Annotated in this window: 17 protein-coding genes; 4 read left to right on the plus strand and 13 right to left on the minus strand. The window is 66.1% G+C overall.

Features of this window, described 5'->3' with window-relative positions; all coding sequences use genetic code 11:
- Positions 1-11 precede the first annotated feature (11 nt).
- From JAB4_RS26530 to JAB4_RS26540, 3 genes are all read left to right on the plus strand, one after another.
- The gene (locus tag JAB4_RS26530) at positions 12-1,823 is read left to right on the plus strand and encodes a J domain-containing protein (protein WP_139143569.1); all 1,812 of its coding nucleotides are present in this window, start codon (positions 12-14) and stop codon (positions 1,821-1,823) included.
- 48 nt (positions 1,824-1,871) lie between these two features.
- Positions 1,872-4,226 (plus strand): DNA topoisomerase IV subunit A, encoded by a 2,355-nt coding sequence (gene parC / locus JAB4_RS26535; protein WP_070224290.1) that lies wholly within the window; start codon positions 1,872-1,874, stop codon positions 4,224-4,226.
- A gap of 184 nt (positions 4,227-4,410) precedes the next feature.
- On the plus strand, positions 4,411-4,599 hold the full coding sequence (locus tag JAB4_RS26540; protein ID WP_035822224.1) for a helix-turn-helix transcriptional regulator: 189 nt from the start codon (positions 4,411-4,413) through the stop codon (positions 4,597-4,599).
- Here JAB4_RS26540 and JAB4_RS26545 read toward each other — a convergent pair.
- The 13 genes from JAB4_RS26545 to JAB4_RS26605 all read right to left on the minus strand — a co-directional run bounded on the left by JAB4_RS26545 (position 4,596) and on the right by JAB4_RS26605 (position 22,380).
- Positions 4,596-4,943: a hypothetical protein gene (locus tag JAB4_RS26545; protein WP_070224289.1), complete on the minus strand. Its 348-nt coding sequence runs from the start codon at positions 4,941-4,943 to the stop codon at positions 4,596-4,598. The two genes, JAB4_RS26540 and JAB4_RS26545, sit on opposite strands and share 4 nt — an antisense overlap.
- A 34-nt stretch (positions 4,944-4,977) precedes the next feature.
- A complete protein-coding gene (locus JAB4_RS26550; protein ID WP_217495079.1) occupies positions 4,978-7,308 on the minus strand; it encodes a M43 family zinc metalloprotease in 2,331 nt (776 codons plus the stop codon).
- A gap of 163 nt (positions 7,309-7,471) precedes the next feature.
- Positions 7,472-7,948: a hypothetical protein gene (locus JAB4_RS26555; protein WP_070224288.1), complete on the minus strand. Its 477-nt coding sequence runs from the start codon at positions 7,946-7,948 to the stop codon at positions 7,472-7,474.
- Positions 7,949-8,163: 215 nt separating this feature from the next.
- Positions 8,164-9,381 (minus strand): acetate/propionate family kinase, encoded by a 1,218-nt coding sequence (locus JAB4_RS26560; RefSeq protein WP_070224287.1) that lies wholly within the window; start codon positions 9,379-9,381, stop codon positions 8,164-8,166.
- Entirely contained in the window at positions 9,378-10,793 is a 1,416-nt protein-coding gene (locus tag JAB4_RS26565; protein WP_070224286.1) for a bifunctional enoyl-CoA hydratase/phosphate acetyltransferase, read from the minus strand. Before JAB4_RS26565 ends, JAB4_RS26560 begins: the two co-directional genes overlap by 4 nt.
- A gap of 9 nt (positions 10,794-10,802) precedes the next feature.
- Positions 10,803-13,019 (minus strand): DUF3141 domain-containing protein, encoded by a 2,217-nt coding sequence (locus JAB4_RS26570; protein ID WP_227742188.1) that lies wholly within the window; start codon positions 13,017-13,019, stop codon positions 10,803-10,805.
- A 101-nt stretch (positions 13,020-13,120) separates the two neighbouring features.
- Positions 13,121-14,245, minus strand: coding sequence for an ABC transporter permease (locus JAB4_RS26575; RefSeq protein WP_070224284.1), 1,125 nt, complete (start codon positions 14,243-14,245; stop codon positions 13,121-13,123).
- Position 14,246: 1 nt separating this feature from the next.
- Entirely contained in the window at positions 14,247-16,991 is a 2,745-nt protein-coding gene (gene rbbA / locus JAB4_RS26580) for a ribosome-associated ATPase/putative transporter RbbA (protein ID WP_070224283.1), read from the minus strand.
- Positions 16,992-16,993: 2 nt separating this feature from the next.
- Positions 16,994-18,067, minus strand: coding sequence for an HlyD family efflux transporter periplasmic adaptor subunit (locus JAB4_RS26585; RefSeq protein ID WP_070224282.1), 1,074 nt, complete (start codon positions 18,065-18,067; stop codon positions 16,994-16,996).
- 18 nt (positions 18,068-18,085) lie between these two features.
- Positions 18,086-19,525: an efflux transporter outer membrane subunit gene (locus JAB4_RS26590; RefSeq protein WP_175444710.1), complete on the minus strand. Its 1,440-nt coding sequence runs from the start codon at positions 19,523-19,525 to the stop codon at positions 18,086-18,088.
- Positions 19,526-19,541: 16 nt separating this feature from the next.
- The gene (gene fabI / locus JAB4_RS26595) at positions 19,542-20,327 is read right to left on the minus strand and encodes an enoyl-ACP reductase FabI (RefSeq protein WP_070224280.1); all 786 of its coding nucleotides are present in this window, start codon (positions 20,325-20,327) and stop codon (positions 19,542-19,544) included.
- Positions 20,324-20,509 carry a hypothetical protein gene (locus tag JAB4_RS26600; protein WP_070224279.1) on the minus strand — a complete coding sequence of 62 codons (186 nt, stop codon included), beginning with the start codon at positions 20,507-20,509 and terminating at the stop codon, positions 20,324-20,326. The genes fabI and JAB4_RS26600 overlap by 4 nt, the downstream gene beginning before the upstream one ends.
- A 428-nt stretch (positions 20,510-20,937) precedes the next feature.
- A complete protein-coding gene (locus tag JAB4_RS26605; protein ID WP_070224278.1) occupies positions 20,938-22,380 on the minus strand; it encodes an IgA Peptidase M64 in 1,443 nt (480 codons plus the stop codon).
- Positions 22,381-22,576: 196 nt separating this feature from the next.
- Here JAB4_RS26605 and JAB4_RS26610 point away from each other — a divergent pair, with 196 nt between their 5' ends.
- On the plus strand, positions 22,577-23,179 hold the full coding sequence (locus JAB4_RS26610) for a TetR/AcrR family transcriptional regulator (RefSeq protein WP_070224277.1): 603 nt from the start codon (positions 22,577-22,579) through the stop codon (positions 23,177-23,179).
- Positions 23,180-23,181 lie beyond the last annotated feature (2 nt).

Below are 23,181 nucleotides of genomic sequence, written 5' to 3' on the forward strand. Positions count from 1 at the left end.
TGGACGGCGGCATGCACAACGGCCAGCGCAGCCTGTGGGATATCCTCGGCACGGAGCCGACCGGCGACGAGCGCGCCCTCAAGCGCGCGTACGCGAAGCGCCTGAAGGTGACGCGGCCCGAGGACGATCCTGCCGCCTTCCAGGAGCTGCGCGAAGCGTATGAATACGCGCTGCGCCATGCGCATCTGTTTGCTGATGAACTGCCGGAAGCGCAAGCGGCCGAAGCCGAAACGGCAGCGGCGCAAGCGCCAGAAGCGCCGCCCATGGAACCGGCCGACCTGTGGGGCGTCATCGACGAGCCCGCACAAGAAGCACCTGCGGAACTGTGGGGCGTCATCGCCCAGGACCAGGCACCGCCGCCGGAACTATGGGGCGTGGTCGCCATCGATCCGGTGCAGGAAGCCATCAGCCTGTGGCATGCATTCCTGGAGCAGTCGCGGCGCCGCAACGCGGCCGCCCTGCTGCCCGGTTTCCTCGAGCGCGAAGAATTGCTCAACCTCGACGTGCGCGAGGAATTCGAGCTGTGCGCGCTGCGCTATTGCGCCAGCGCCGGCTATGACCTGGCGCTGCGTCAGGCCCTGTTCGAGCAGCTGGGCTGGGACCACGACTTTTCCTACCTGGCGCGCAGCCATGCGGACCTGGTGCGCAGTGCCGTGCAGCGCTACCGGGCCGACCGCTCGTTCGCCCATTTCAGCGACAACCGCGACAGCTACCCCGGCCTGGACTGCATCATGTCGCAGCAGGCACCAAGCGCCTATGCGCGCCAGCTGTTCGACCAAAAATTCACGCTGCAGCTGCGCGAACTGCTGCACGCGATACGCTGGCAGCATGGCGAGATGCTGGCCTACAAGCTCGATACGGACCTGTTCGAGCAGTGGGAACACGCCGTGCATGGCAAACGCTACTTCAAGCAGACGGCGCTCGCGTCGGGCGGCCTGGGCTTCGTGCTGCACTTCATGCTTGCGGGCGTGCTCGATGCGGCCGGCTTCAAGCTCGGCGACGCGGCCGCCTATGCCAGCCTGCTCGGTTTCCAGGCGCTGGCCTTTGCTCTGCTGGCCATGCATGCCTTGCGCTGGCCGGCGCCCCTGTTCGCGCGCCTGGATTCGCTGCAGGAAGCGCTGCAGGACCGCCTGCCCGTGCTGTGGCAGCGGCCCGGCTTGCGGCAACTGGGCTGGATCGCGCCCTATCTGCTGCTGACGCTGATGCTGTTCCTGCCCGAACGCAGCGACACCGTGCGCCTCGTCACTGCGGCCGGCTTGTGCGCGTCGGCCCTGCTCGCGTATGCGATGAACCGCCAGCTGCTGCATGGCATGCTGCTGCTCCTGGTTCTGGGCATGTCGCTGTTCGCCGCCATGTTCATGAGCGGCAAGGGCCAGTCGGCGCTGGCCATCGGCGACGCCATGCCGATGATGTTTTGCCTGGCTGCGCTGGCCCTGCGCAGCGCCACCGGCCTGTATGGCGATTGCGGCTGGCCGGAGGCGCTTTTGCCCCGCCTGCGCGCGGCATGGCTGATCGGCTGTGCGGGCTTGCTGTTGCAACTGTATTTGCAATTGCTGCCGGCCGCCCTCGTGGGCGCCGCGCTGTATGCCTGGTCGTGCGCCGGCCTGCTGTTTTCCCCCACCGATTTCAAATGGAAGACGATCTGGCCGGTGGTGCTGGTGCCGTCCCTCGCCAGCGTCGTGCTGGCCGGCCAGGCCCCGGCCATCCGCGCCATGCAGATGATGCACAACAGCGTGGAGCTGGCCCTGGCCGTGCTGTATTTCACCATGTGCTACATCTACAAGACCTACGGCAAATCCTTTTCCAAATCCGGGCTGTCATAATCGCCCCCATGAATTCAACCGCAACCACTTAACACCGAAACAAGCGCCATGTCCACACAAACCAATTTATTTGACGATGCCCAGCCTGAGCCGATCGAGCCGGATGAACCGGTATTCGACGGCGAAGCGCTGACCCTGTCCACCTTTGCCGAGCGCGCCTATCTCGATTACGCCATCTCCGTCGTCAAGGGCCGCGCCCTGCCCGACGTGTGCGACGGCCAGAAACCCGTGCAGCGCCGCATCCTGTATGCGATGAATGAGCTGGGCTTGAATTCCACGGCCAAGCCGCGCAAATCGGCGGCCGTGGTCGGCGACGTGCTGGGTAAATTGCATCCGCACGGCGACCAGTCCGTGTACGACGCGCTGGTGCGCATGGCGCAGGATTTCTCCCTGCGCTACCCGCTGATCGACGGCCAGGGCAACTTCGGCTCGCGCGACGGCGACGGCGCCGCGGCCATGCGTTACACGGAAGCGCGTCTGACGCCGATCGCCAAGCTGCTGATGGATGAAATCGGCATGGGCACGGTGGACTTCCAGCCCAACTACGACGGTTCGACGGAAGAACCGAAGCTGCTGCCGGCCCGTCTGCCGATGGTGCTGCTCAATGGCGCCTCCGGCATCGCCGTGGGCCTGGCGACGGAAATCCCGTCGCACAACCTGACCGAAGTGGCGAAAGCGGCCGTCGCCATGATCCGCGATCCGAAGATGACGCACGCCGAGCTGATGGCCATCATGCCCGGCCCCGACTTCCCCGGCGGCGGCCAGATCATCACGCCGCCCTCGCAGATCGCCGACATGTACGCGAGCGGCCGTGGCAGCATGAAGGTGCGCGCGCGCTGGAAGATCGAGGAACTGGCGCGCGGCCAGTGGCAAGCCGTCGTGACGGAACTGCCGCCGGGCACCTCCTCGCAAAAGGTGCTGGAAGAAATCGAGGAACTGACCAATCCGAAGATCAAGCTGGGCAAGAAGGCGCTGTCGCCGGACCAGGTGGCCCTGAAAGCGCTGATCCTCAATTCGCTCGACACCATCCGCGACGAATCGGGCCGCGCCGCGCCCGTGCGCCTCGTGTTCGAACCGAAGTCGAAGAACCAGGACCAGACGGAATTCATGCTGATGCTGCTGGCGCATACGTCGCTGGAATCGTCGACCTCGATCAACCTGGTGATGATAGGCGGCGACGGCCGTCCGCGCCAGAAAGGCCTGGGCGACATCCTGCGCGAGTGGATCGATTTCCGCTTCGAAACCGTCACGCGCCGCACCGGCTACAAACTGGGCAAGGTCAAGGACCGCATCCATATCCTGGAAGGACGCGAAGCGATCCTGCTCAATATCGACAAGGTGATCCAGATCATCCGCAATTCGGATGAGCCGAAAGCGGCCCTGATCGAGGCGTTCAAGCTGTCCGAGCGCCAGGCCGACGATATCCTGGAAATCCGTTTGCGCCAGCTGGCGCGCCTGGAAACGATCAAGATCCAGCAGGAACTGGCCGAGCTGCGCAAGGAAGAAAAGTCGCTGCAAGACCTGCTCGACAACCCGGGCTCGATGAAGCGCGCCATCATCCGCGAGATCGAAGCGGACGCCAAGCAGTTCGGCGACGCGCGCCGCACCCTGATCGAGGAAGCGCAGAAAGCCGTGGCCGAGCAAAAAGTGGTCGATGAACCGGTCACCGTCATCATCTCGGAAAAAGGCTGGGTGCGCGCGCGTACCGGCATCGGCCACGATGCGGCGCAGTTCACGTTCAAGGCGGGCGACAGCCTGCATGGCGCCTTCGAGTGCCGCACGGTCGACACCCTGCTGGGATTTGGCAACAACGGCAAGATCTACTCGGTGCCCGTCTCGGCGCTGCCCAACGCGCGCGGCGACGGCGTGCCGATCACGACCTTGTGCGACCTGAGCGGCGGCACGCCGGGCAACGCCGTGCGCATCCTCCATTACTTTGCGGGCAATGGCGCCACCAATTTGCTGCTGGCGTCGAGCGCCGGCTACGGCTTCATCGCCAAGGCGGGCGACATGACGAGCCGCCTGAAAGGCGGCAAGGCCTTCATCACCCTGGACGATGGCGACGTGCCTTTGGCGCCGAAAGTCATCCCCGAGGCGGCCAGCGCCCTGGCCTGTTTGACGGAAGGCGCGCGCCTGCTGGTGTTCGGCCTCGATGAAATGAAAACCCTGTCCAAGGGCGGCACCGGCGTCAAGCTGATCGACCTCGATGCCAAGGACAAGCTGCTGGCCGTGCAGCCGATCACGCAGCGCGGCGTGGTGGTCTCGGGCATCGGCCGGGCCTCGAAACCGCAGGATGCGTCGCTGGGCGCCACGGCCCTGGCCGAGCACTTCGGCAAGCGCGCCAAGAAGGGCAAGGCGCTGGCGGCCAAGCTGAAGCCTGTCTCGATGGCAGCCATCGGCTGAGCGCCACCCAGCCACACGAAAAGACAGGTACGCCTGTCTTTTTTTTCGCCCATCGCATCTGGCAGCAGAGAAAATAATTTTACAGATAGGCGCCGTGCTCCCGTTATCCCTGCAGGCATGCCACCGGCATGCCGCTTACGGACAGGAGAGCAGGGATGACACACAACGTTTCAGGCAGGCTGCCATGCAGCGCCTGACGCCGGCAGAACGGCTGGTGGCGGCCATGGCGGCGGAAGGCTTGCCGTATAAAAGCATCGCCAGGGAACTGGGCAAGTCGCCGGCCACCGTGCGCAACCAACTGCATGCGATTTACCAGAAACTGGGCGTGGGCAACCGCACGGCGCTCGCGCACAAGCTGCGCGGCCAGCCTTAACGCCGCGCCAGGCGCAGCACGTCGGGCGTCGCTTCGACGATGTCGATCACGTCCTGCGCCCCGCCAGCATCACTCAGGGCATAGCGGCCCATGCCCAGGGGCACCAGCTTGGCAACGGGGCCGGCGCGGGGACGGTCGTCGGGGCCGGGTGCCATGGACGTCAATGTCGCCGCCCCTTGCGCCATGGCGCCGGCGGACGGGCCAAACTCCAGCACCTTGCGCCCCTTGCGGCTGGGAGGAAAGACGAAGGTGGCCGTGGGCCGGTACACCTCGATACCGTCTGCATCCTCCTCGAAGGAATGCGTCCAGCTGCCGCTGGGCAAAGCCGTTGTCATGCCGTGCATGCCGCCTCCCGTTTCACGCATTGACGCATTGACGTCAGAAACACGATACCACGCCGCCCAGGCTTTCATAGCCGCTCACGGAAGGCGACCACGCCGTGCCGTTCCAGGCCTTGTGGAACAGGGCGCCATTCGTGCCCGTGACAAACACGTCGAGGCGGTTCGCCGCCCAGGCCGTGGCGCGCGGGCGCGAAGTGCACACGCCGCCCAGGCTTTCAAAGCCCGTCAGCGACGGCGTCCAGGCGCTGCCGTTCCACGCCTTGTGGTACAGGGCGCTATCGGTGCCGATGACGAACAGGTCGAGCCGGTTGGGCGCCCACGACACGGCTTCCACCTCGCCCACGCACATGCCGCCCAGCCGTTCGAAGCCGTCGTTGGAAGGCCCCCATTTCGCGCCATCCCACCACTTGTGGTACAGCGCGCCATCGGTGCCCGTGACAAAGACGTCGAGCCGGTTCGGTCCCCACGCCACCGCCTTCGGCGACGAGGTGCAAATGCCGCCCAGGCGCTCGTAGCCCGTCAGCGACGGTCCCCAGGCCGTGCCGTCCCACCACTTGTGGTACAGCGCCCGGTCCGTGCCGATGACGAAGACATCGAGGCGGTTCGGCCCCCAGGCCACGGCTTCCGGCTGACCCAGGCAGATGCCGCCCATGGCTTCGTAGCCCGTCAGCGACGGCCCCCAGGCGGACCCGTTCCACCACTTGTGATACAGGCCGCGGTCCGTGCCGACGACAAACACGTCGAGGCGGTTCGGCCCCCACGCCACGGCGCGCGGGTCGCCCACGCACAGCCCGCCCATCGCTTCATAGCCGGTCAGGGACGGCCCCCAGGCCGTGCCGTTCCACCATTTGTGGAACAAGCCGCTGTCGGTGCCCGTGACGAACACGTCGAGCCGGTTCGGCGCCCACGACACCACCTGCGGCGCACTGGTGCAAATGCCGCCCTGCCCTTCATAGCCGGTGACGGACGGCGCCCAGGCCGTGCCGTTCCAGGCCTTGTGGTACAGCGCGCGGTCCGTGCCCAGCACGAAGACGTCGAGGCGGTTCGCGCCCCAGGCCACGACGGGGGAGGAACTCTGGCGCGGCGTGGCGCCCGTGCCGCCCGTCCCCGTGCCGATGCTGGCGCGCGGACCGTCGAGACAGGCCTGCATGCGCGCCACCTGGCCCGCCGTGAACATGAACATGGCGGGATCGTCGACGTAATCCATGTAGTTCATGAACATGTCGCCATTCGGCCCGTTGCTGCAGGAAATGTGGGGGAACGAAGGCTGGCCCGTGTTCGGTCCGCCCTGGTTCGGCGTGTCGGCCACGTTGTCCGTGCCCGAGCAGCCGGTGCCGTCGTCGCCCCAGATATGGTTCAGGTTCAGCCAGTGGCCGATTTCATGCGTGGCCGTGCGCCCCAGGTGGAACGGCGGCGCCGCCGTGCCCGTCGTGCCGAAGGCCGATTGCAGGATCACCACGCCGTCGGTGGCGGCCGGGCCGCCGGGAAACTGCGCGTAGCCGAGCAAGCCGCCGCCCAGCTGGCAGACCCAGATATTCAGGTAGCTGTCGGCCGGCCAGGCATCCATGCCGCCCGTCGCCTGCGATTTGACGGCATCGTCGGCGCCAAACGAGGCCACGGTCGTCTGGCGCCGCTCGATGCCGCTGGTGGCCGCGCCATGCGGATCGATGGTGGCCAGCGCGAACTCCACGCGCGCATCGGCCGTCAGCGGCAGGAACGGCGCCGGCGTGCTGTTCACATCGGGATTGACGCGCCGGAAATCACGGTTCAGTACATCGATCTGGCTGGCGATCTGCGCATCCGAAATATTCTGCGCGGCCGTATTCCACACCACGTGCACGACCACCGGTATCTGCGTCACGCCGGAACGCCCGGCGCTGCTGCCGGCGCCCTCGTACATGCCAGCCTGGTTTTCAATATCGGCGCGGATGCTCGCATACGATGGATCTTCCGTCAGCAGGCGGCGATGCACGTCCATCGTGGCGCAGGTGCGCACCTGCGGCGTGCCGCCGCCCTGGCCGCCGCCGTCGCCGCCCATGCCGCCTCCACCGCCCCCGCCATCGCGGTCGCCCCCCATGCCGCCGCCATCGCCCACGTGCATGCAACTGGCGCCGGCCATGCCCTGCGATGCCTGCTGCATGCCGCCGCCCGGCATGTCGCCGCCGTTCGCCGCGGCCGCGCCCTGCGCGAGCGCCGCCTGGTCCGCGTACGACATGCCCAGGCGCGGCCCCGGCATGGCGTCGGCGCCCGCCGCATCAGTACCGGCATGCACGTCGCCCTCGACCGGCATGGACTGCATGGACTGCATGGCCGGCGCGCCTTCGGCCGAACCGGTGGCCGGTAATTTTTTCGTTTTAGCGGTGCTCATGGTGTCTCCTTCGTCTGTTTGCCAATTCACTATGGCACGGCGAAAAGAGGAGCATTTGTGCCAGATCAAGACTGACAAGCGGTGCCCGAAAAAAGTGGCAGACGAAAAAAAGACAGCCGAAGCTGTCTTTTTGGCTTGCGGGCCGTGGCCCGCAAACGGGGAATTACTTGGCGGCGGCGGCCTTGACTTCAGCGTCGGCTTTGGCCTTGGCTTCTTCCGTCTTGGTGGCGGCGAGGGCTTTGTCGGCATTCGCTTCCACTTTTTCCTTGGCGACCTTGGCGTTCGCTTTTACGGCAGCCTTGGTGGCTTTCGCATCGGCCTTGGCATCGGTTTTGTCTGCCTTGGCTTCCGCTTTCAGCTTGTCTTCCGCATCGGCGTTGACGACTTTGTCATGGGCCTTGGCTTTGGTTTTGTTCGCCTTGTGATGGGCGTCAGCTTTCTTTTCGTCAGCCTTCATCTCGGCCTTGGCGACATTGGCGTCAGCCTTGGCATCGACTTTGGCTTCCGAAGCGGCAGCCTTGTTGACGTCTTTTTGCGCGGAAGCCTGGGCTTTCACGACAGCTTCCGTGGCCGGCGCGGTTTGAGCGAAGGCGGCGGTAGCAAACAGGGTAGCGATCAGTGCGGCGAGTAATTTGTTCATGATGAGACCTTTCAATATGGTTTAATTTTATTCTTACTAAAGGCGGGCAAAATGTTCAAAATTTGCCAGGCATCGCGCTGTTTCTTGATGTAGCGCAATGGCATGACTTCATAGTAAAGATAACTGGCAAACCACACAGTGCGGTAGCGCACTCAACGAGAAATATATGCAAATCGGCAAATTTCCCATCGAGCGCGGCCTGACGCTTCAGATCCTCATGCGCCCACGGCCAGCGCTGCATGGCGCGCCGCCACCCACTCCTCGTTGGCCGGCTCCACGCCCACCACGATGCGGCTGGCATCGGTGGAAATACGGCTGGCGTTGCGCGCATTGGCCTGCGCATCGAGCACGGGGCCGATAAAACCGAGCTCGGCGCAGATGCGCTGGCGCAATTCGGCGCTGTGCTCGCCGATACCGGCCGTAAACACCAGCATGTCCAGTCCCCCCAGCACGGCCGTCAGGGCGCCGATCTCGCGCACGATGCGGCGGATATATAAAGCCAGCGCGGCGCGGATGCGTTCGCCCGTCGCATCCTGCCGGTCCTGCTGCGCCAGCAAGACCGGCGGGTCGGCCGACACGCCGGACACGCCCAGCAAGCCCGACTCGTGGTACAGCACATGCGCCACTTTTTCCAGCGACAGCTTTTCGATTTCCATCAGGTAGATCACGGCGCCAGGATCGAGCGAACCGCAGCGCGTGCCCATCATCAGGCCGTCGAGCGCGGAAAATCCCATGGTGGTGGCCACGCTGTGCAAATTGTCCATGGCGCACAGGCTGGCGCCGCTGCCCAGGTGGGCCACGATGACCTTGCCGCGCGCGACAGGGCCAAAACGCTGTTCCAGCACCAGCGACTGGTATTCGTACGACAGGCCGTGGAAACCATAGCGGCGCAAGCCCCGCTCCCACGCATCGTAAGGCAGGGCCAGCATCTGCTCGACCTGCGGCACCGTGTGGTGGAAGGCCGTGTCGAAGCACGCCACCTGGGCGATGTCGGGCCGCGATGTGAGCAGCACCTCGATCGCCTCGAGCGCGAACGGCTGGTGCAGGGGCGCCAGGGGCACATAGCTTTTCAGGTCGGCCAGCACGGTGAAATCGATGCGCACGGGAGCGAAGTACTTGCTGCCGCCATGCACCACGCGGTGCGCCACGGCGCGCAGCGCACGCCCGTCCAGCTGCGCCACCACTTGCGCGCGGATGTATTCGAGCGCCGCGTGATGCGGCTGCTCCGGGTCCAGCTGCAAGGCGACCGCCGGCAGGCCGCCGGCGCGGTAGGTGGCGCTTTCGCGGCCGATGCCTTCGACCTTGCCGCTCCATTGCGCCTGCTGCGGCAGCACGCCGCCCGCCTGCTCGAACAGGGCGAACTTGATGCTCGACGAGCCGCAATTGAGCACCAGGATCAAGGCACCGTCGGCGTGGGTGATTGGCGCGTTCATGGCGGCGTGCTCCGGTAATGGTTGGCCAGCATCACGGCGATGGCGCACGAGGCGATGCGGCTGGCGCGCGAATCGGCGCGGCTGGTGAGGATGACGGGGATCTTCGCGCCCAGCACGATGCCGGCGCTGTCCGCGTCGCCCATGTACTCGAGCTGCTTGGCGAGCATGTTGCCGCTTTCCAGGTCGGGCACCAGCAGGATGTCGGCGCGGCCCGCCACTTCCGAGACGATACCCTTGACGGTGGCGGCGGCGATCGACACGGCGTTATCAAAAGCCAGCGGGCCGTCGAGGATGGCCCCCGTGATCTGTCCGCGGTCGGCCATCTTGCACAGGGCGGCCGCGTCCAAAGTCGCCGGCATGTCCGCGTTCACCGTTTCCACGGCGGCCAGGATGGCCACGCGCGGGCAGGCCACGCCGATCACGTGCGCCAGGTCGATGGCGTTGCGCACGATGTCGGCCTTCATGGCCAGGTTGGGCGCGATATTGATGGCGGCATCCGTGATGATGAAAGGGCGCGGATAGGCGGGCGTCTGCATCAGGAAGCAGTGGCTGATGCGGCGCTTGGTGCGCAGGCCGGCGCTGGCCGACAGCACGGCCGACATCAGTTCGTCCGTATGCAGGCTGCCCTTCATCAGCGCCTCCACTTCGCCCTTGCCCGCCAGTTCGGCGCCGCGCGCGGCGGCAGCATGGCTATGCTCGACGTCCTCGATGGCGATGCCGGCCAGGCTCAGGCCCGCTTCGGCCGCCACCGCTTCCAGGCGCGCGCGCGGCGCCACCAGCACGGGCGTGATCAGGCCGGCCGCATGCGCGTCCAGCGCGCCCGACAGGCTCAGTTCATCGCAGGGGTGGATCACGGCGACCCGGATCGGCCCCAGCGTACGTGCGTGCTCGAGCAGGCGCCGCGTGCCGTCGCCGTTATGCAGGCGCACTTCGGGCAAGGTGGCGCGCGCCCGCTCGATCTGCTCGGCCGGCGCGATCACCTGCGCCTCGCCGTCGAGCACCACGGCGCCATGCTGGTTGACGCAGCGGCAAGCCAGGGTCACGTGGCGGCTGCGCGGCTCGCGCGCCGTGACGGTGACGCTGATGGCCAAGGTATCGCCCACGCGCACGGGTTGCAAAAAACGCAGGGTCTGGCCCGTGTAGACGGTGCCGGCGCCGGGCAGGCGCGTGCCCAGCACGGCGGATATGAGGGAAGCGCCCCACATGCCGTGCGCGATCACGCCCTGGTAGCGGGTGGCGGCGGCAAATTCCGTATCGAGGTGCTGCGGGTTGTCATCGCCCGACATCACCGCGAACAGGGCGATATCGTCCATGCTCAGGGTGCGCGTGATGCTGGCGGTATCGCCGATGGCGATCTGGTCGAAGGTGCGGTTACGCACGATATGCAGATCATCGTCTTGGGTAGTAGTCATCGTGGTCTTCTAGGCAGAGGTAATATGTTTGGCCGGTTTGGCTTTGGGTCCGGCATGGGATGCGCGCGCGTCCGGCGGCAGCGCCTGCGCCTGCGCCTGCTGCTTGACTGCGCGGTCGAAGACGTCCAGCATCTGCTGCAGGCTCGCTTCCTCGTCCGGCGTCGGCGCCTCGGGCACCTGCAGCACTTGCTGCAGCCATTCGGCCAGCGCGCCGATGTCGTCCGGATCGGCGCGCGACAGCAAGGCCGGCAAGGCGGCGATGGCGGCATCGAAATCATGCAGCATCAGGCGCGCCTGCTGGCGCACGATGCCGCGGAATTCCTCCATGCTGACCTCCTGCCGGTATTGCGGCTTGATCAATTTGAGGGCCAGGTTGACCCTGCGCTCGTCGGCGATCATGCGGAAGCGGTAGATGTAGAACAGCGCGCGCACGGCCGCTTCCACCAGGCCGCCCCGCTGCATGTCCTCGTCCATCTTGCGCGTTTCGCAGCGCACGTATTCGCAATGCTCGGGCGAGATGCCGGGATGGGGGCGCGGCGGCGTGGCATCGCCGATGGTCTGTCCCGTCAGCGCCTGCACCAGGGGCGAGCCGTACACCAGGTCGAAGGTGGTTTCCTGCACAGTATCGCGCCAGTCGCGCCAGCCGTTCAAACCGGCCGTGATGGCGCCGGAGACGGCTTCCTGCATGGCCAGCAGCGGGTTGTCGGGCGATACCGGCTGGCGGTGGGCGCGCACTTTTTCCGCCTCCCTGGCCACCAGCCTGGCCAGCGGATTGTGGTCGGTCCAGCGCTCGTACGACACGCGCAGCGGATGCGCAAGCTGCAGGAAGCGCGCGGTCTGCGGCGTGACCATGGCGCGCACCCACGGCTGCGCGAACGTGCGGTACAGGGCCAGGTTCACCTCGGACACGCGCGCGGCGGCGGCGAACTTGCGGTCGTTTTCCACGCTAGGCTGCACGATGGCGCGCACGTCCTCGATGCCGCGGTGCTCGACCTGCAGCACATAATCGCCGCTGGCCAGGTCGGCATTCGGCGTGTCGGGCGTCTTGTCGACGATCCGTGCTTCGTAGATACCGGCCGGCAGGAGGTTGATCAGGTCGATATTGCTGGCGAATTTCTGGTGTTCCTTGTGCCCCACCTTGGCCGAGACGAAGATGCCCAGGTGGCCGATGCTGTCATGCACGGCGTAGACGATGGTCTGATCGTGCATCAGCACGTCCTTGTCGTCGCGGTAAAGGTCCGTGATCCAGCCCAGCGCCTGCGGCGGCGGCGTGATGTTGTCGCCATTCGAGCAGAACACGACGATGGGCGAACGGATATTGCGCAAGTCCAGGCGCACGCCGTCGGAGGTGATCAATTCGGCCGTGGCCAGGCGGTTGCCGATGAACAGATTGTCGACGATGTACTGCATCTCGACGTCGTTGAGGAAGACGTGGCCGCCCCAGTATTTTTCAAATTCCAGGTAACGGGGCGCTTCCGTGTCGATGTTCGCGTACAGGTTGTACTGCTTGCTCCACAGGGTATTGGCCGGGTTGAGCTTCTCGAAATTTTGCACCAGGCTGGCGCCGTCGAAACGGCCGTTGCCCAGGTCGCCCGCCAGCGCCGTGGCCCAGCTGCCGCCCATCAGGCCGCCCGCGTAGCGCATCGGGTTGCGGCCATGCCAGCCGGCCCAGTAGGACACGGGCGCGCCGGCCACGATGATGGGACCGAACAATTCCGGGCGCATGGCCGCCGTCATGAGGATTTGCCAGCCCGCCTGGCAATTGCCGATGACGACGGGCTTGCCTTCGCTGCGCGGATGCAGGGCGATGACTTTTTCCAGGAAGGCCGCCTCCGCGTGCATCACGTCTTCCACCGTCTGTCCCGGCACGGGATCGGGCAGGAAGCCGATGAAGTAGCACGGGTGGCCGGCGCGCAGGGCCACGCCGATCTCGCTCTCGGCCTTGAAGCCGCCGATGCCGGGACCGTGGCCGGCGCGCGGGTCGACGACGACAAACGGCCGTTTCGATGGCTCAGGTTCGGGCGCATCGGGCGTCAAAATGCGCGCCAGGCCGTAGTTGACGGGGCGCGCCAGCTCCAGGCCCGACATCACCAGTTCGGCGGGGAAGTCGAGCACGTTCGGCACTTCCTCGGCCAGGTGCTCCTGGTACTGGTTGCCGCGCCGGCGCATCACGTCCGCGTACAGCACGATGCGCTGCCACGAGTCGCGCGCATAATCGCCCAGCATGCCCAGCGACGGCAAGCCGCCGGTGGAGAAAAATGGTGCAGCTTCGGTTGTCATGGCTATCCTTTTCATGCAAAAAACGCCGGACCATTCCGGCGTGGGGGCTACGCCATCTGGCTGATGGTCTTGCGAAAACGCGCCAGCGCGAAGGTAAACAGGGCCGTGCCGATGGCCAGCAGGGCCAGGAACGGTTTCCACACCACGTCGATGCCGGCGCCCCGGTACAGGATCGCCTGGCTCAATTCGACGAAATGCGTGGTCGGGGCGATCAGCATGATGTTCTGCACCAGCTCGGGCATGCTTTCGCGCGGCGTGCTGCCGCCCGACAGCATCTGCAGCGGCAGCAGCACGAGGATCAGGAGCATGCCGAACTGCGGCATGCTGCGCGCCACGGTGGCCAGAAAAATCCCCATCGAGGTGGTGGCAAACAGGTGCAGGGCCGCGCCGCACAGGAACAGCGCGATCGAGCCTTCGATCGGCACGTGCAGCATGCCGCGCACCACCAGGTTCAGCGACAGGGCGGCGGCCAGCAGCACCACCAGGCCCATCGACCAGACCTTGCCCAGCATGATCTCGGCCGGCGTCACGGGCATCACCAGCAAATGCTCGATGGTGCCATGTTCGCGCTCGCGTATCAGGGCCGCGCCCGTGAGGATGATCGACAGCATCGTCACCTGGTTGATCAGCTCCATCAGCGAGCCGAACCACGCCTGGCTCAGCGAGGGATTGAAGCGCGCGCGCATCACCAGCTCCACGGGCGAGACCGTCGCGCCCCGGTAGCGCTTGGCGAATTCCGATATCTCGCCAGCGACAATCTGCTGGATGTAGCCGCTGCCGCTGAAGGCCTGGCTCATGCGCGTGGCGTCGACGTTCAGCTGCAATTCCGCCTGGCGCCCGCCCAGCACGTCGGCCTGCAGCTTGGGCGGGATCGTCAGCACGAAGGTGTACCGGCCCGCATCGAGGCCCGCATCGACCTGGCTCTGGTTGATCATGGCCGGCGGCGTGAACTGGGGCGGGAAGAAGGCCGAGGCGATGCGCGCGGACAGCGGCGAGCCATCCTCGTCGACGATGGCGATCGAGGCCATGTGCAGGGTTTCCGGCTTGGCCGTGGCGGCCACGTAGATGGCCAGGGTGAACGTGTAGAGGATCAGGATCAGCATCATCGGGTCGCGGATCAGGCTCCAGATTTCCTTCACGCCCAGGCGGTAGATGTTTTCAAGGTGGCGCATGTCAGCTCTCCTGTTTCTTCAGCAGCGCCACCGTCACGCCGAGGATCACGGGAATGGCGACGAGCAGGGGCCAGAACGAGGCGTGCAGGTCGCCGAAGCCCAGCGCCTTGTTGAATACGCCGCGGCTGATATTGAGCATGTGCGTGGCCGGGTACATCAGGCCGATGGCCTTGCCCACGCCTTCCATCGACGAGACGGGATTGAGCAGGCCGGAAAACTGGATGGCCGGGATCATGGTACCGATCATGGTCACGAACAGGGCCGCGATCTGGCTGCGCGTAAAGGTCGAGGCGAACAGGCCGATGCCCGTGGCGCAGATATTGAAGATGAAGGTGGCGCCGATCAGGGTCGGCAAGCTGCCCTTGATCGGCACGCCGAAGGCCGTGACCGCCAGCAGGGCCATGAGGACGAAGTTGAACATGGCCAGCACGACGTAGGGCACCTGCTTGCCGAGCAAGAATTCCAGGCGCGTGACGGGCGTCACGTACAGGTTGATGATGGAGCCGAGTTCCTTTTCGCGCACCACGGACAGCGCCGCCAGCATGGCCGGCAGCATCAGCAGCAGCAGGGGAATCACGGCCGGCACCATGGCGGGCAGGCTTTTCACGTCCGGGTTGTAGCGGTAGCGCGTCTGGATGGCGACGGGATTGCTCATCGTGATGCCGTAGCGGTGCAAGGCCTGGTCGGCCAGCCACAGCTGATGCATGCCCTGCACGTAGCCCTGCACGGTTTCGGCGCGCATCGGCATGGCGCCGTCGATCCACGCGCCCACCTGCGCCGGCGCGCCGCGCTGCACGTCGCGCGCGAAGCCGGGCGGGATCTCGATGGCCAGCGACAGTTCGCCGCTGCGCATGCGCTTGTCGATATCGGCATAGTCGCGCAACGGCGGGCGCTCGACGAAGTAGCGCGAGCCGGCCAGGTTGTTCGTGTAATTCTGGCTCAGGGTCGTCTGGTCGTGGTCGAGCACCGCATAGCTCAAGTCTTCGACGTCCAGACTGATGCCGAAGCCGATGACGAACAGCAGCAGCACGGAGCCGCCCAGCGCCAGGGTCAGGCGCACGGGGTCGCGGCGCAATTCCAGCGCCTCGCGCCACATGTAGCTGAGCATGCGGCTCACGCTGAAACGGCTGCGGCGGTGCTGCGGTGCGGCCGCTTCAGCCTTCTGCACGGGCGCTTCGGCTTCGCTTTCCTGCGCCGCCGCTGCCGTACCGCCGCCCGCCTCTTCCAGGTAGGCGATGAAGGCCGCCTCCAGCGACGGCGCGCCCTTCTTGCGCACCAGTTCGGCCGGCGCATCGCTGACCAGCACTTTACCCGCGTGCATCAGCGAGATGCGGTCGCAGCGCTCGGCCTCGTTCATGAAGTGGGTGGAAATGAAGATGGTGACGCGGTCGCGCCGCGCCAGCTCGATCATCAGGCGCCAGAAATTGTCGCGTGCGATGGGGTCGACGCCGGACGTCGGTTCGTCGAGGATCAGCATTTCCGGCTTGTGCACCATGGCTACGGCCAGCGACAGCCGCTGGCGTATGCCCAGCGGCAGGCTGTCGGGCAAGTCGTCCATCACGGCGCGCAAGTCGAAGCGCTGCGCCATTTCGTCGATCCTCGCCGGGATCTCGCCCTCCGGCACGTGGAACAGGCGCGCGTGCAGCACCAGGTTCTGGCGCACCGTCAGTTCGCTGTACAGGGAAAACGCCTGCGACATGTAGCCGACCCTGCGGCGCGTGTCGATGTCGTTGGAATCGACTTCCTTGCCGAACAGCCAGGCCTTGCCTTCCGTGGCCGGCAGCAGACCCGTGAGCATCTTCATGGTGGTCGATTTGCCGCAGCCGTTCGAACCGAGAAAACCGAAGATCTCGCCGCGGCCGATGCGGAAATTCACATGGTCGACGGCGGTAAAATCGCCGAAGCGCATGGTCAGGTCTTTGGCCTCGATGGCGACGTCCTGCGCGCTGGCGGCGTCCAGCGGCGTGATCACGACGGGCTGGTGGCCGGCGCGCTTGGCCTCGGGCAGCAGCTTGATAAAGGCCGCTTCCAGATTGCCGCTTTCTGTGCGCGCCAGCAGTTCGGCCGGCGTGCCCGTATCGAGCACCTTGCCGTCATCCATGGCGACTAACCAGTCGAAACGCTGCGCCTCGTCCATGTAGGCGGTGGCCACCATCACGCTCATTTGCGGGCGCTGCACGCGGATGCCGGCGATCAGGTCCCAGAACTGGGCGCGCGCCAGCGGATCGACGCCGGTGGTCGGCTCATCGAGAATGAGCAGGTCGGGATCGTGGATCAGGGCGCAGCACAGGCCCAGCTTCTGCTTCATGCCGCCCGACAGCTTGCCCGCCGGGCGCGCGAGGAAGGGTTGCAAGCCCGTGCTGCGGGTCAGCTGGTCGATGCGGCGGCGGCGCTCGGCCGCGTCATGGCCGAACAGGCGCGCGAAAAACTGCAGGTTTTCCTCGACCGACAGGGTCGGATACAGATTCTTGCCCAGGCCTTGCGGCATGTAGGCGATGCGCGGGCAGACATCGTCGCGGTGGCGCGCATCGCGCATGTCGCCGCCCAGCGCCATCACGCTGCCCTGCTGCACGGCGCGCGCGCCGGCCACCAGCGACAGCAGGCTCGATTTGCCCACGCCATCGGGGCCGATCAGTCCCACCATGCGGCCGGCCGGCACGTCGAGGTCGATGCCGTCGAGCGCCACCGTCTTGCCGTAATGCTGGCTGACGCCCTGGATGCTGACGACAAAGGAAGTCACGTCCATGCTCACTGCGGAACCTTCGCCGTCAGTTCAGCGGGCCATGGCTGCTTCGCATCGAGGCGCACCCAGGCCACGCCCGGCAAACCCACTTTGACCAGGGCCAGGTGCTTTTGCAGCAGCTCGCGGCTGATCTGCGCCTTCACGCGGAACATCAGTTTTTGGCGCTCGCTGGCCGTTTCCACCGTCTTCGGCGTGAACTGCGCGCTGGCGGCGACAAACGAAATCGTCGCGGGAATCACGTAATTGGGCGCCGCGTCGAGGATGAGGCGCACCTCGCCGCCCATCGCCACCTTGCCGGCCGCCGTCTCGGGCAGGAAGAAGGTCATGTAGACGTCCGACAGGTCGACCAAGTTGAGCACCTTGCCGCCACCGGCCAATACTTCGCCCTGCTGCGCCACCAGGTATTGCACGCGGCCGTCGCGCGGCGCCGTCAGCTGGCCATCGGCCAGGTCGGAATCGATGCGCGCCGTGGTCGCCTCGGCGGCGACGACGGCGGAACGCGAACCGACCACCTGCGCTTTTGCCGCATCGATGGCCGCCTGCGCCGCCGTCACCTGCGCCTTGGCCGCATTCAGGGCGGCGGCGACGCTGCGCACGCGGGCGCGGTCGTCGTCGAGCTCCTGCACCGAGGAAGCGCCTTCCTTCGACAGGGTTTCGGAACGGGCCAGGCGGCGCCTGGCCGCATCGAGTTCGCTTTCGCGCTGCGCCACCATGGCCAGCGCGGCCGCCTTGTCGCTTTCGCGCACGGCCACCTGCGCCTGCGCGCCGACCACGGCATCGGACGCCTGCTGCTGGCGCGCGCGCGCCTCGTCGCGCTGGGCCGTCAGCGAGTCGACCTGCATGGTGGCCAGCGGCTGGCCCGCCTTGACGAAGTCGCCCTCGCGCACGAGGATCTCCTTGACCCGGCCGGCCAGCTTGGTGGCGACGTCGACTTCCGTCGCCTCGATGCGGCCATTGCCGCTGACAAAACCTTCGCCAGGGCCCGTGGGGCGCATTTTTTGCCAGGCCACGTAGCCCAGCACGAGCACGGCCACGACGAGCGCCGCGGGGATGAGTTTTTTCTTCAGTTGAGCATTCATGGTATCGGGGCGATCAAATTAGTGGGTGGAAGCGGCGGCGGGTGCGGGTGCGCCGCCGCCCAGGGCCGCGTACAGGCTGACCTGGCTGGACAGCAGCGCGCGGCGCGTCTGCACCAGCTGCTGCTCGACCGTCAGCAGGTCGCGCTGTGCATCGAGCACTTCCAGGTAGGGCGCGGCGCCATTGTCGTAGCGCAGCTTGGCCAGGCGCGCGCGTTCGCTCTGCGCGGCCAAGGTGGTCTTGCCGATATCGACCTGCAGCGCCAGCCAGCGCCGGTTCGACAGCGCGTCGGCCACTTCGCGGAAGGCGCCCTGCACGCTCTTTTCATAATTGGCCACGGCCACGTCGCGGCGCACCTCGGCCAGGTCCATATTGGCGCGGATGCGTCCCGCGTCAAAGATCGGCAGCACCAGGCGCGGCGCGAAATTCCAGGCGCCGCTGCCCGAGTCGAACAGGCCGCTCAATTCCGCGCTGGCCGTGCCATAAGCCGCCGTCAGCGAAATGGCGGGGAAGAAGGCGGCGCGCGCGGCGCCGATATTGGCTTGCGCGGCGCGCAGCTGGTGCTCGGCGGCGATCAGGTCGGGACGCTGCGTGAGCAAGGCCGAAGGCAGGCCCGCATGCAGCGGCTGCAGCACGCTGGCGTCGTCGAAGCGGCGCACCTCGCCAGCGACCGGCGTCAGGTCGACGGGGCCGCCCACCAGCTGGGCCAGCGCATGCGCCTGCACGGCGCGCGCCTGCTCCAGCTGGGCCGACAGCGACAGGGCCTGGCTGAGCAGGGTTTCCACCTGCGTCAGGTCCAGCTTGGAAATCGACCCCACCTCGAAGCGGCGCGTGAAGATGCGCAGCGATTCGGCGCGGCTGTCGACGGTGGCGCGCGCCAGTTCCACGCGCTCGTCGAGTTCGCGCAAGCCCAGGTAGCCATTGGCCACCTGCGCCACCAGGGCCACGCCGACGGCGCGGCGCGCCTCGTCGCTGGCCAGCAGGGTTTGCAGCGCGCTGTCCTTCAGGCTGCGCACCCTGCCCCAGAAATCGAGTTCCCAGGCGCTCACGTTCAAGCCCGCCTGGTACTGCGCGCTCGTCATGGCGCGGCCCGTCGGACTCAGGTCGTCTGGCACGCGCGCGCGGCTGCCGGAGGCGCCCAGCGCGATGGTGGGGAACTGCTCCGCGCGCTGGATGCCATACGCGGCGCGCGCCTCTTCCACGCGCAGGGCGGCGATGCGGATGTCGCGGTTGCCGGCCAGCGCCTGCGCAATGAGCGCCTGCAGGCGCGGGTCGGCAAAGTAGGCTTGCCAGGCGACGTCGGGCGCCTGCGCGCCGGCCGGATCGGCTTCCGGATACTGCGCCGCCACGGGCAGCGGCGGCGGCGCGTACGGCGGCGCCAGCGAGGCGCAGCCGGCCAGGGCCAGCGCGGTGGCCAGCGCGGCCATCCTGGCGCGGTTGGACAAAGTAGAAACAGCCATGGTCATCTTCTTCCAGTCAATTCAGAATGTTGTAGCCGCCATCGACATACAGGGTGCCGCCCGTGATCGCGCGCGCGCCGTCGCCGGCGAGGAAGGCGCACAGCGCGCCCACGTCCTCGATGGTGGCCAGGCGGCGCATGGGCGAGCGTTCGATGGCGTCGGCCATCAGGCGGTCGAAATGGGCGATGCCGGAAGCGGCCCGCGTCTCCAGTGGGCCCGGCGAAATGGCGTTGACGCGGATGCCTTGCGGCCCCAGTTCGGCGGCCAGGTAGCGCACCGACGCTTCCAGCGCCGCCTTCACGGGCCCCATCAGGCCGTAGTCGGCGATGACTTCCTCGGCGCCTAAATAACTCATGGTGGTCAAACTGCCGCCGTCCCGCATCAGGGGTTCGGCCAGCTTCGCCATGCGCATGAAGGAATGGCAGGAAATATCCATCGCCTGCGCGAAACCGTCGGCCGAACTGTCCGTGACCCTGCCATGCAAATCGTGTTTCGGCGCGTAGGCAATGGAATGGACGACGAAATCGATGGCGCCCCACTGCCGTCCGATCTGCGCGAACAGCGCCTCCAATTGACCCGGCACGGCCACGTCGAGCGGTGCCATGATGGCCGCCTGCACTTGCTGCGCCAGCGGCTCCACGTGCGCTCTGGCCTTGTCATTAAGCCAGGTCACGGCCAGTTCGGCACCGGCCGCGCGCAGCGCGCTGGCGCAGCCCCAGGCGATGCTTTGCGCATTGGCGATGCCCACCACCAGCCCACGCTTGCCCTGCAAAGGCAAGTGCGGGTGCAAGCCGGCCGTCATGCCTGGACCGGACGCAAGGCGGGCCACGGCGTGGCCGCCTGCACGCAGCGCACCGCGCCGGCACGCGTGGCGGCCGCGCTCATGGCCAGGGTCACGCCGCCGGCGCGCGCATACGGCAAGGCAATCGGTGTGTGGGGATGGAGGGTATTGCACGCGTCAGGCGCGGGGGTCTGCATCTTCATGAATCGGCTTCCGTCACTGAAATTCGAGGCCGGCACCAGTGCATTCTCGGGGAACTGGTACAGGGCGAAAATTACTCTACAGCATTTAGATACGTGATTCGCGATGAGTCCGGTCCGCATGCTTATCGTTTTTGAGCTAGGTCAACTATAAGTGCGATTGCGGCGATGCAACATTGATATACATCAAATTCTACATCAATATTATTTAAATGAACTAATTGACAAGCAATCGAATCGCGGTGCTTATTTAATAATATCGCGGGGCTGGCGCACAGAAAGGCGGCCGAGCAAAAGAAGGGGGAATTGCCTGAAAAACAAACTACGCGGCGCCGTGGCGGGCGGCGCAAGGCGGGGAACGGTGAAACGGGGGGCCATGCTATTGCGATGCAACATGGCCCGCCATGCTTACTCCAACGACATGAACGGCATTATTTTCCCGACACCGGGGCGGGACGCGAATACAGGTCGATGATGGTGCTGATCCCATCCTGGCATACGGAACAGAAGGTCTCGCTGCGGTCGAACATGATGCACTGCATCTCGGGACGGTAGTAGCCGGACGATTCATAGTTCGCGCCTTCGAAGGCGCCCACCGCATGGCGCTGCGGCGCCTTCGAGAACAGCTGCTGCGTGTATGCCAGGTCGGCCTTGAACAAATCGCTCATCTCGCTTTCCGGGCGGTTGGCCGCGCGCAGGGCCGCGCGCTGCTTCTGGTATTCGCGCGCATGGCTGTCGTACGCTTCCTTCGGCCAGGGCGTCGGCAGCGGCGTGCCGGCCTTGACGTGGCTCTTCCATTTCAGCTTGGCCGGATCGCGCAGCGCCGTGGCGTTCGGCTCCCACGGCTCCTGGCGCTCGCCGTTCGACTGGTAGGCCACGGGCGAAGTGTAGTACTCGTCGGCCAGGCCGGCGAAATGGTGGCCGAATTCATGCACGAACAGGTAGTTGGCCCAGTCGTTGTTCGCTGCCGCCGTGCTGAACTGGCCGAAGATGCCGCCGCCGCCGTAGGTATCGTTATTGACGAGGATTTCGATGAATTCGTACGGCGCGTACTGCGCCAGGTCGCGCAATGCGCGGTTGTCCGTCGTCAGCACATAGCGCTCGCTGCCGAAGATGTTGTAGCGCGTGCCCAGCGGCGAGGCGTGATGCACGCCCGTCGATGGGCGCGACACGCCCGATTCCGGCGTCGGCGCGGCCATGGCCCAGACATTGAAATCTTTGGCCCGCTCGCGAAATGGCGAGACGGTAAACAGGTGCTCGGCCAATTTGCGCGCCGTCGCTTCGAACTTGCCCATTTCGACAGCCGTGTAGCCATCGCCCATGATCAGGAGATCGACCTTCTCGGACGAGGGGCCTTCGACACGGATCGGGATCGGCTTGACGGGCGCCGGCGGCTGCTTGCGGATCACGTCCTGCGCGGCAGGATCGACATCGGTGCTCCACACAATGGAAAACAGGCCGCGTTCGTCGCGCTTGAGGATGCGCACGCGCACGGGGTGCTCGGGCTGCGGGAAGCGCACGGATTCCTGAAACGCGCGCGTGGTGGTTTTCGCTTCGTCGGTGCTGGCCCACTCGCCGAAGATGGTGGAAAAGCCGCGCGAGTACAGCACCTTGCCCGACTTGATGTCGACCACTTCCAGCATATTGTTGCCGCGGTTGCTGTCGTCGATGGGACGCGCCAGGTTACCGGCCCATGGCAGGGGCTCGACCAGCACGCGTTCGACCGCATAGTGCTCGCCCAGCGCATTGCCGCTGTGCTGGTAATCGAGGCGCATGGTGGCCGGCTGGGCAGCATTGGCCGCTTGCGCGGCAGGGACGATGCCGGCGGCCAGCGCCAGCGCGCACAGGAAGGATCGAATCGGGGTCTGCTGCATCTCATTCCTAACACGGTAGAAAAACGGGTAAAAGAAGCGGTTTTCCGAACAAACAGCGGCGCCAGCGGCGGGCATGGAAAAATCCGGTGCGGCACATTGTAGCGACAGGAATCGGCACTGCAAAGCATCCAGCTTGACCGCGCCGCGCAATCCATTTATATTAGACTGACTAGTCGATTAATTAAAGAGCAAAACCATGCGCACCATCGATCCCGATAAACACGCGGCCCGCCGCGACGCCATTCTCGCCGCCGCGCGCCACTGCTTCGCGCGCAAGGGCTTTCACCAGACCAGCACCGCCGCCATTTGCGCGCAGGCGGGCATGAGTCCCGGTAACCTGTTTCACTATTTCCCCACCAAGCAAGCCATCATCGCCGCCATCGTCGACCAGGAAGGCAGCGAGACGGCCGCCTATTTCGCCGGCGTGCAAGGCAGCGCCGATGCATACGGCGCCCTGCTCGACTTCATGGACCTGGTGCTGGCGCTGGCGGCCGACGAGGACTTTGCGGGACTGGCGCTGGACATTGCCGCCGAGGCGATGCGCGACACGGACATCGCGGCCAGGGTGGCGCGCAACGACGCCAGCCTGCGCGGCGGCCTGCAAACATTGCTGGCAGAGGCGGCGGCGGCAGGCCAGATCGACGCCGCGCTGGACGCCGCGCAAACGGCCGGCTGGATCGCCGCGCTGATCGACGGCATCTTCAACCGGGTCGCCGTCGATCCCGATTACGCGCCGCTGGCGCAGCGCGCCAGTTTGCACCTGCTGCTGGCGCGTTTCCTGCGCCCTGCCCTGGCATGAGC

Origin of the sequence: Janthinobacterium sp. HH102, assembly GCF_001758625.2 — a bacterium.
In the GTDB taxonomy this organism is placed as follows: Bacteria; Pseudomonadota; Gammaproteobacteria; order Burkholderiales; family Burkholderiaceae_D; genus Janthinobacterium.

Excerpts from the sequence above, each read along its gene's own strand:
- JAB4_RS26610 (WP_070224277.1), top strand. The coding sequence starts at position 22,577 with ATGCGCACCATCGATCCCGATAAACACGCGGCCCGCCGCGACGCCATT.
- JAB4_RS26600 (WP_070224279.1), bottom strand. The coding sequence starts at position 20,509 with ATGAAGATGCAGACCCCCGCGCCTGACGCGTGCAATACCCTCCATCCC.
- JAB4_RS26585 (WP_070224282.1), bottom strand. The coding sequence starts at position 18,067 with ATGAATGCTCAACTGAAGAAAAAACTCATCCCCGCGGCGCTCGTCGTG.
- JAB4_RS26605 (WP_070224278.1), bottom strand. The coding sequence starts at position 22,380 with ATGCAGCAGACCCCGATTCGATCCTTCCTGTGCGCGCTGGCGCTGGCC.
- rbbA (WP_070224283.1), bottom strand. The coding sequence starts at position 16,991 with ATGGACGTGACTTCCTTTGTCGTCAGCATCCAGGGCGTCAGCCAGCAT.
- JAB4_RS26530 (WP_139143569.1), top strand. The coding sequence starts at position 12 with ATGCACAACGGCCAGCGCAGCCTGTGGGATATCCTCGGCACGGAGCCG.
- JAB4_RS26555 (WP_070224288.1), bottom strand. The coding sequence starts at position 7,948 with ATGAACAAATTACTCGCCGCACTGATCGCTACCCTGTTTGCTACCGCC.
- JAB4_RS26545 (WP_070224289.1), bottom strand. The coding sequence starts at position 4,943 with ATGCACGGCATGACAACGGCTTTGCCCAGCGGCAGCTGGACGCATTCC.
- JAB4_RS26560 (WP_070224287.1), bottom strand. The coding sequence starts at position 9,381 with ATGAACGCGCCAATCACCCACGCCGACGGTGCCTTGATCCTGGTGCTC.
- JAB4_RS26570 (WP_227742188.1), bottom strand. The coding sequence starts at position 13,019 with ATGCTGGGCGATTATGCGCGCGACTCGTGGCAGCGCATCGTGCTGTAC.
- JAB4_RS26565 (WP_070224286.1), bottom strand. The coding sequence starts at position 10,793 with ATGACTACTACCCAAGACGATGATCTGCATATCGTGCGTAACCGCACC.
- JAB4_RS26550 (WP_217495079.1), bottom strand. The coding sequence starts at position 7,308 with ATGAGCACCGCTAAAACGAAAAAATTACCGGCCACCGGTTCGGCCGAA.
- parC (WP_070224290.1), top strand. The coding sequence starts at position 1,872 with ATGTCCACACAAACCAATTTATTTGACGATGCCCAGCCTGAGCCGATC.
- JAB4_RS26540 (WP_035822224.1), top strand. The coding sequence starts at position 4,411 with ATGCAGCGCCTGACGCCGGCAGAACGGCTGGTGGCGGCCATGGCGGCG.
- JAB4_RS26590 (WP_175444710.1), bottom strand. The coding sequence starts at position 19,525 with ATGGCTGTTTCTACTTTGTCCAACCGCGCCAGGATGGCCGCGCTGGCC.
- fabI (WP_070224280.1), bottom strand. The coding sequence starts at position 20,327 with ATGACGGCCGGCTTGCACCCGCACTTGCCTTTGCAGGGCAAGCGTGGG.
- JAB4_RS26575 (WP_070224284.1), bottom strand. The coding sequence starts at position 14,245 with ATGCGCCACCTTGAAAACATCTACCGCCTGGGCGTGAAGGAAATCTGG.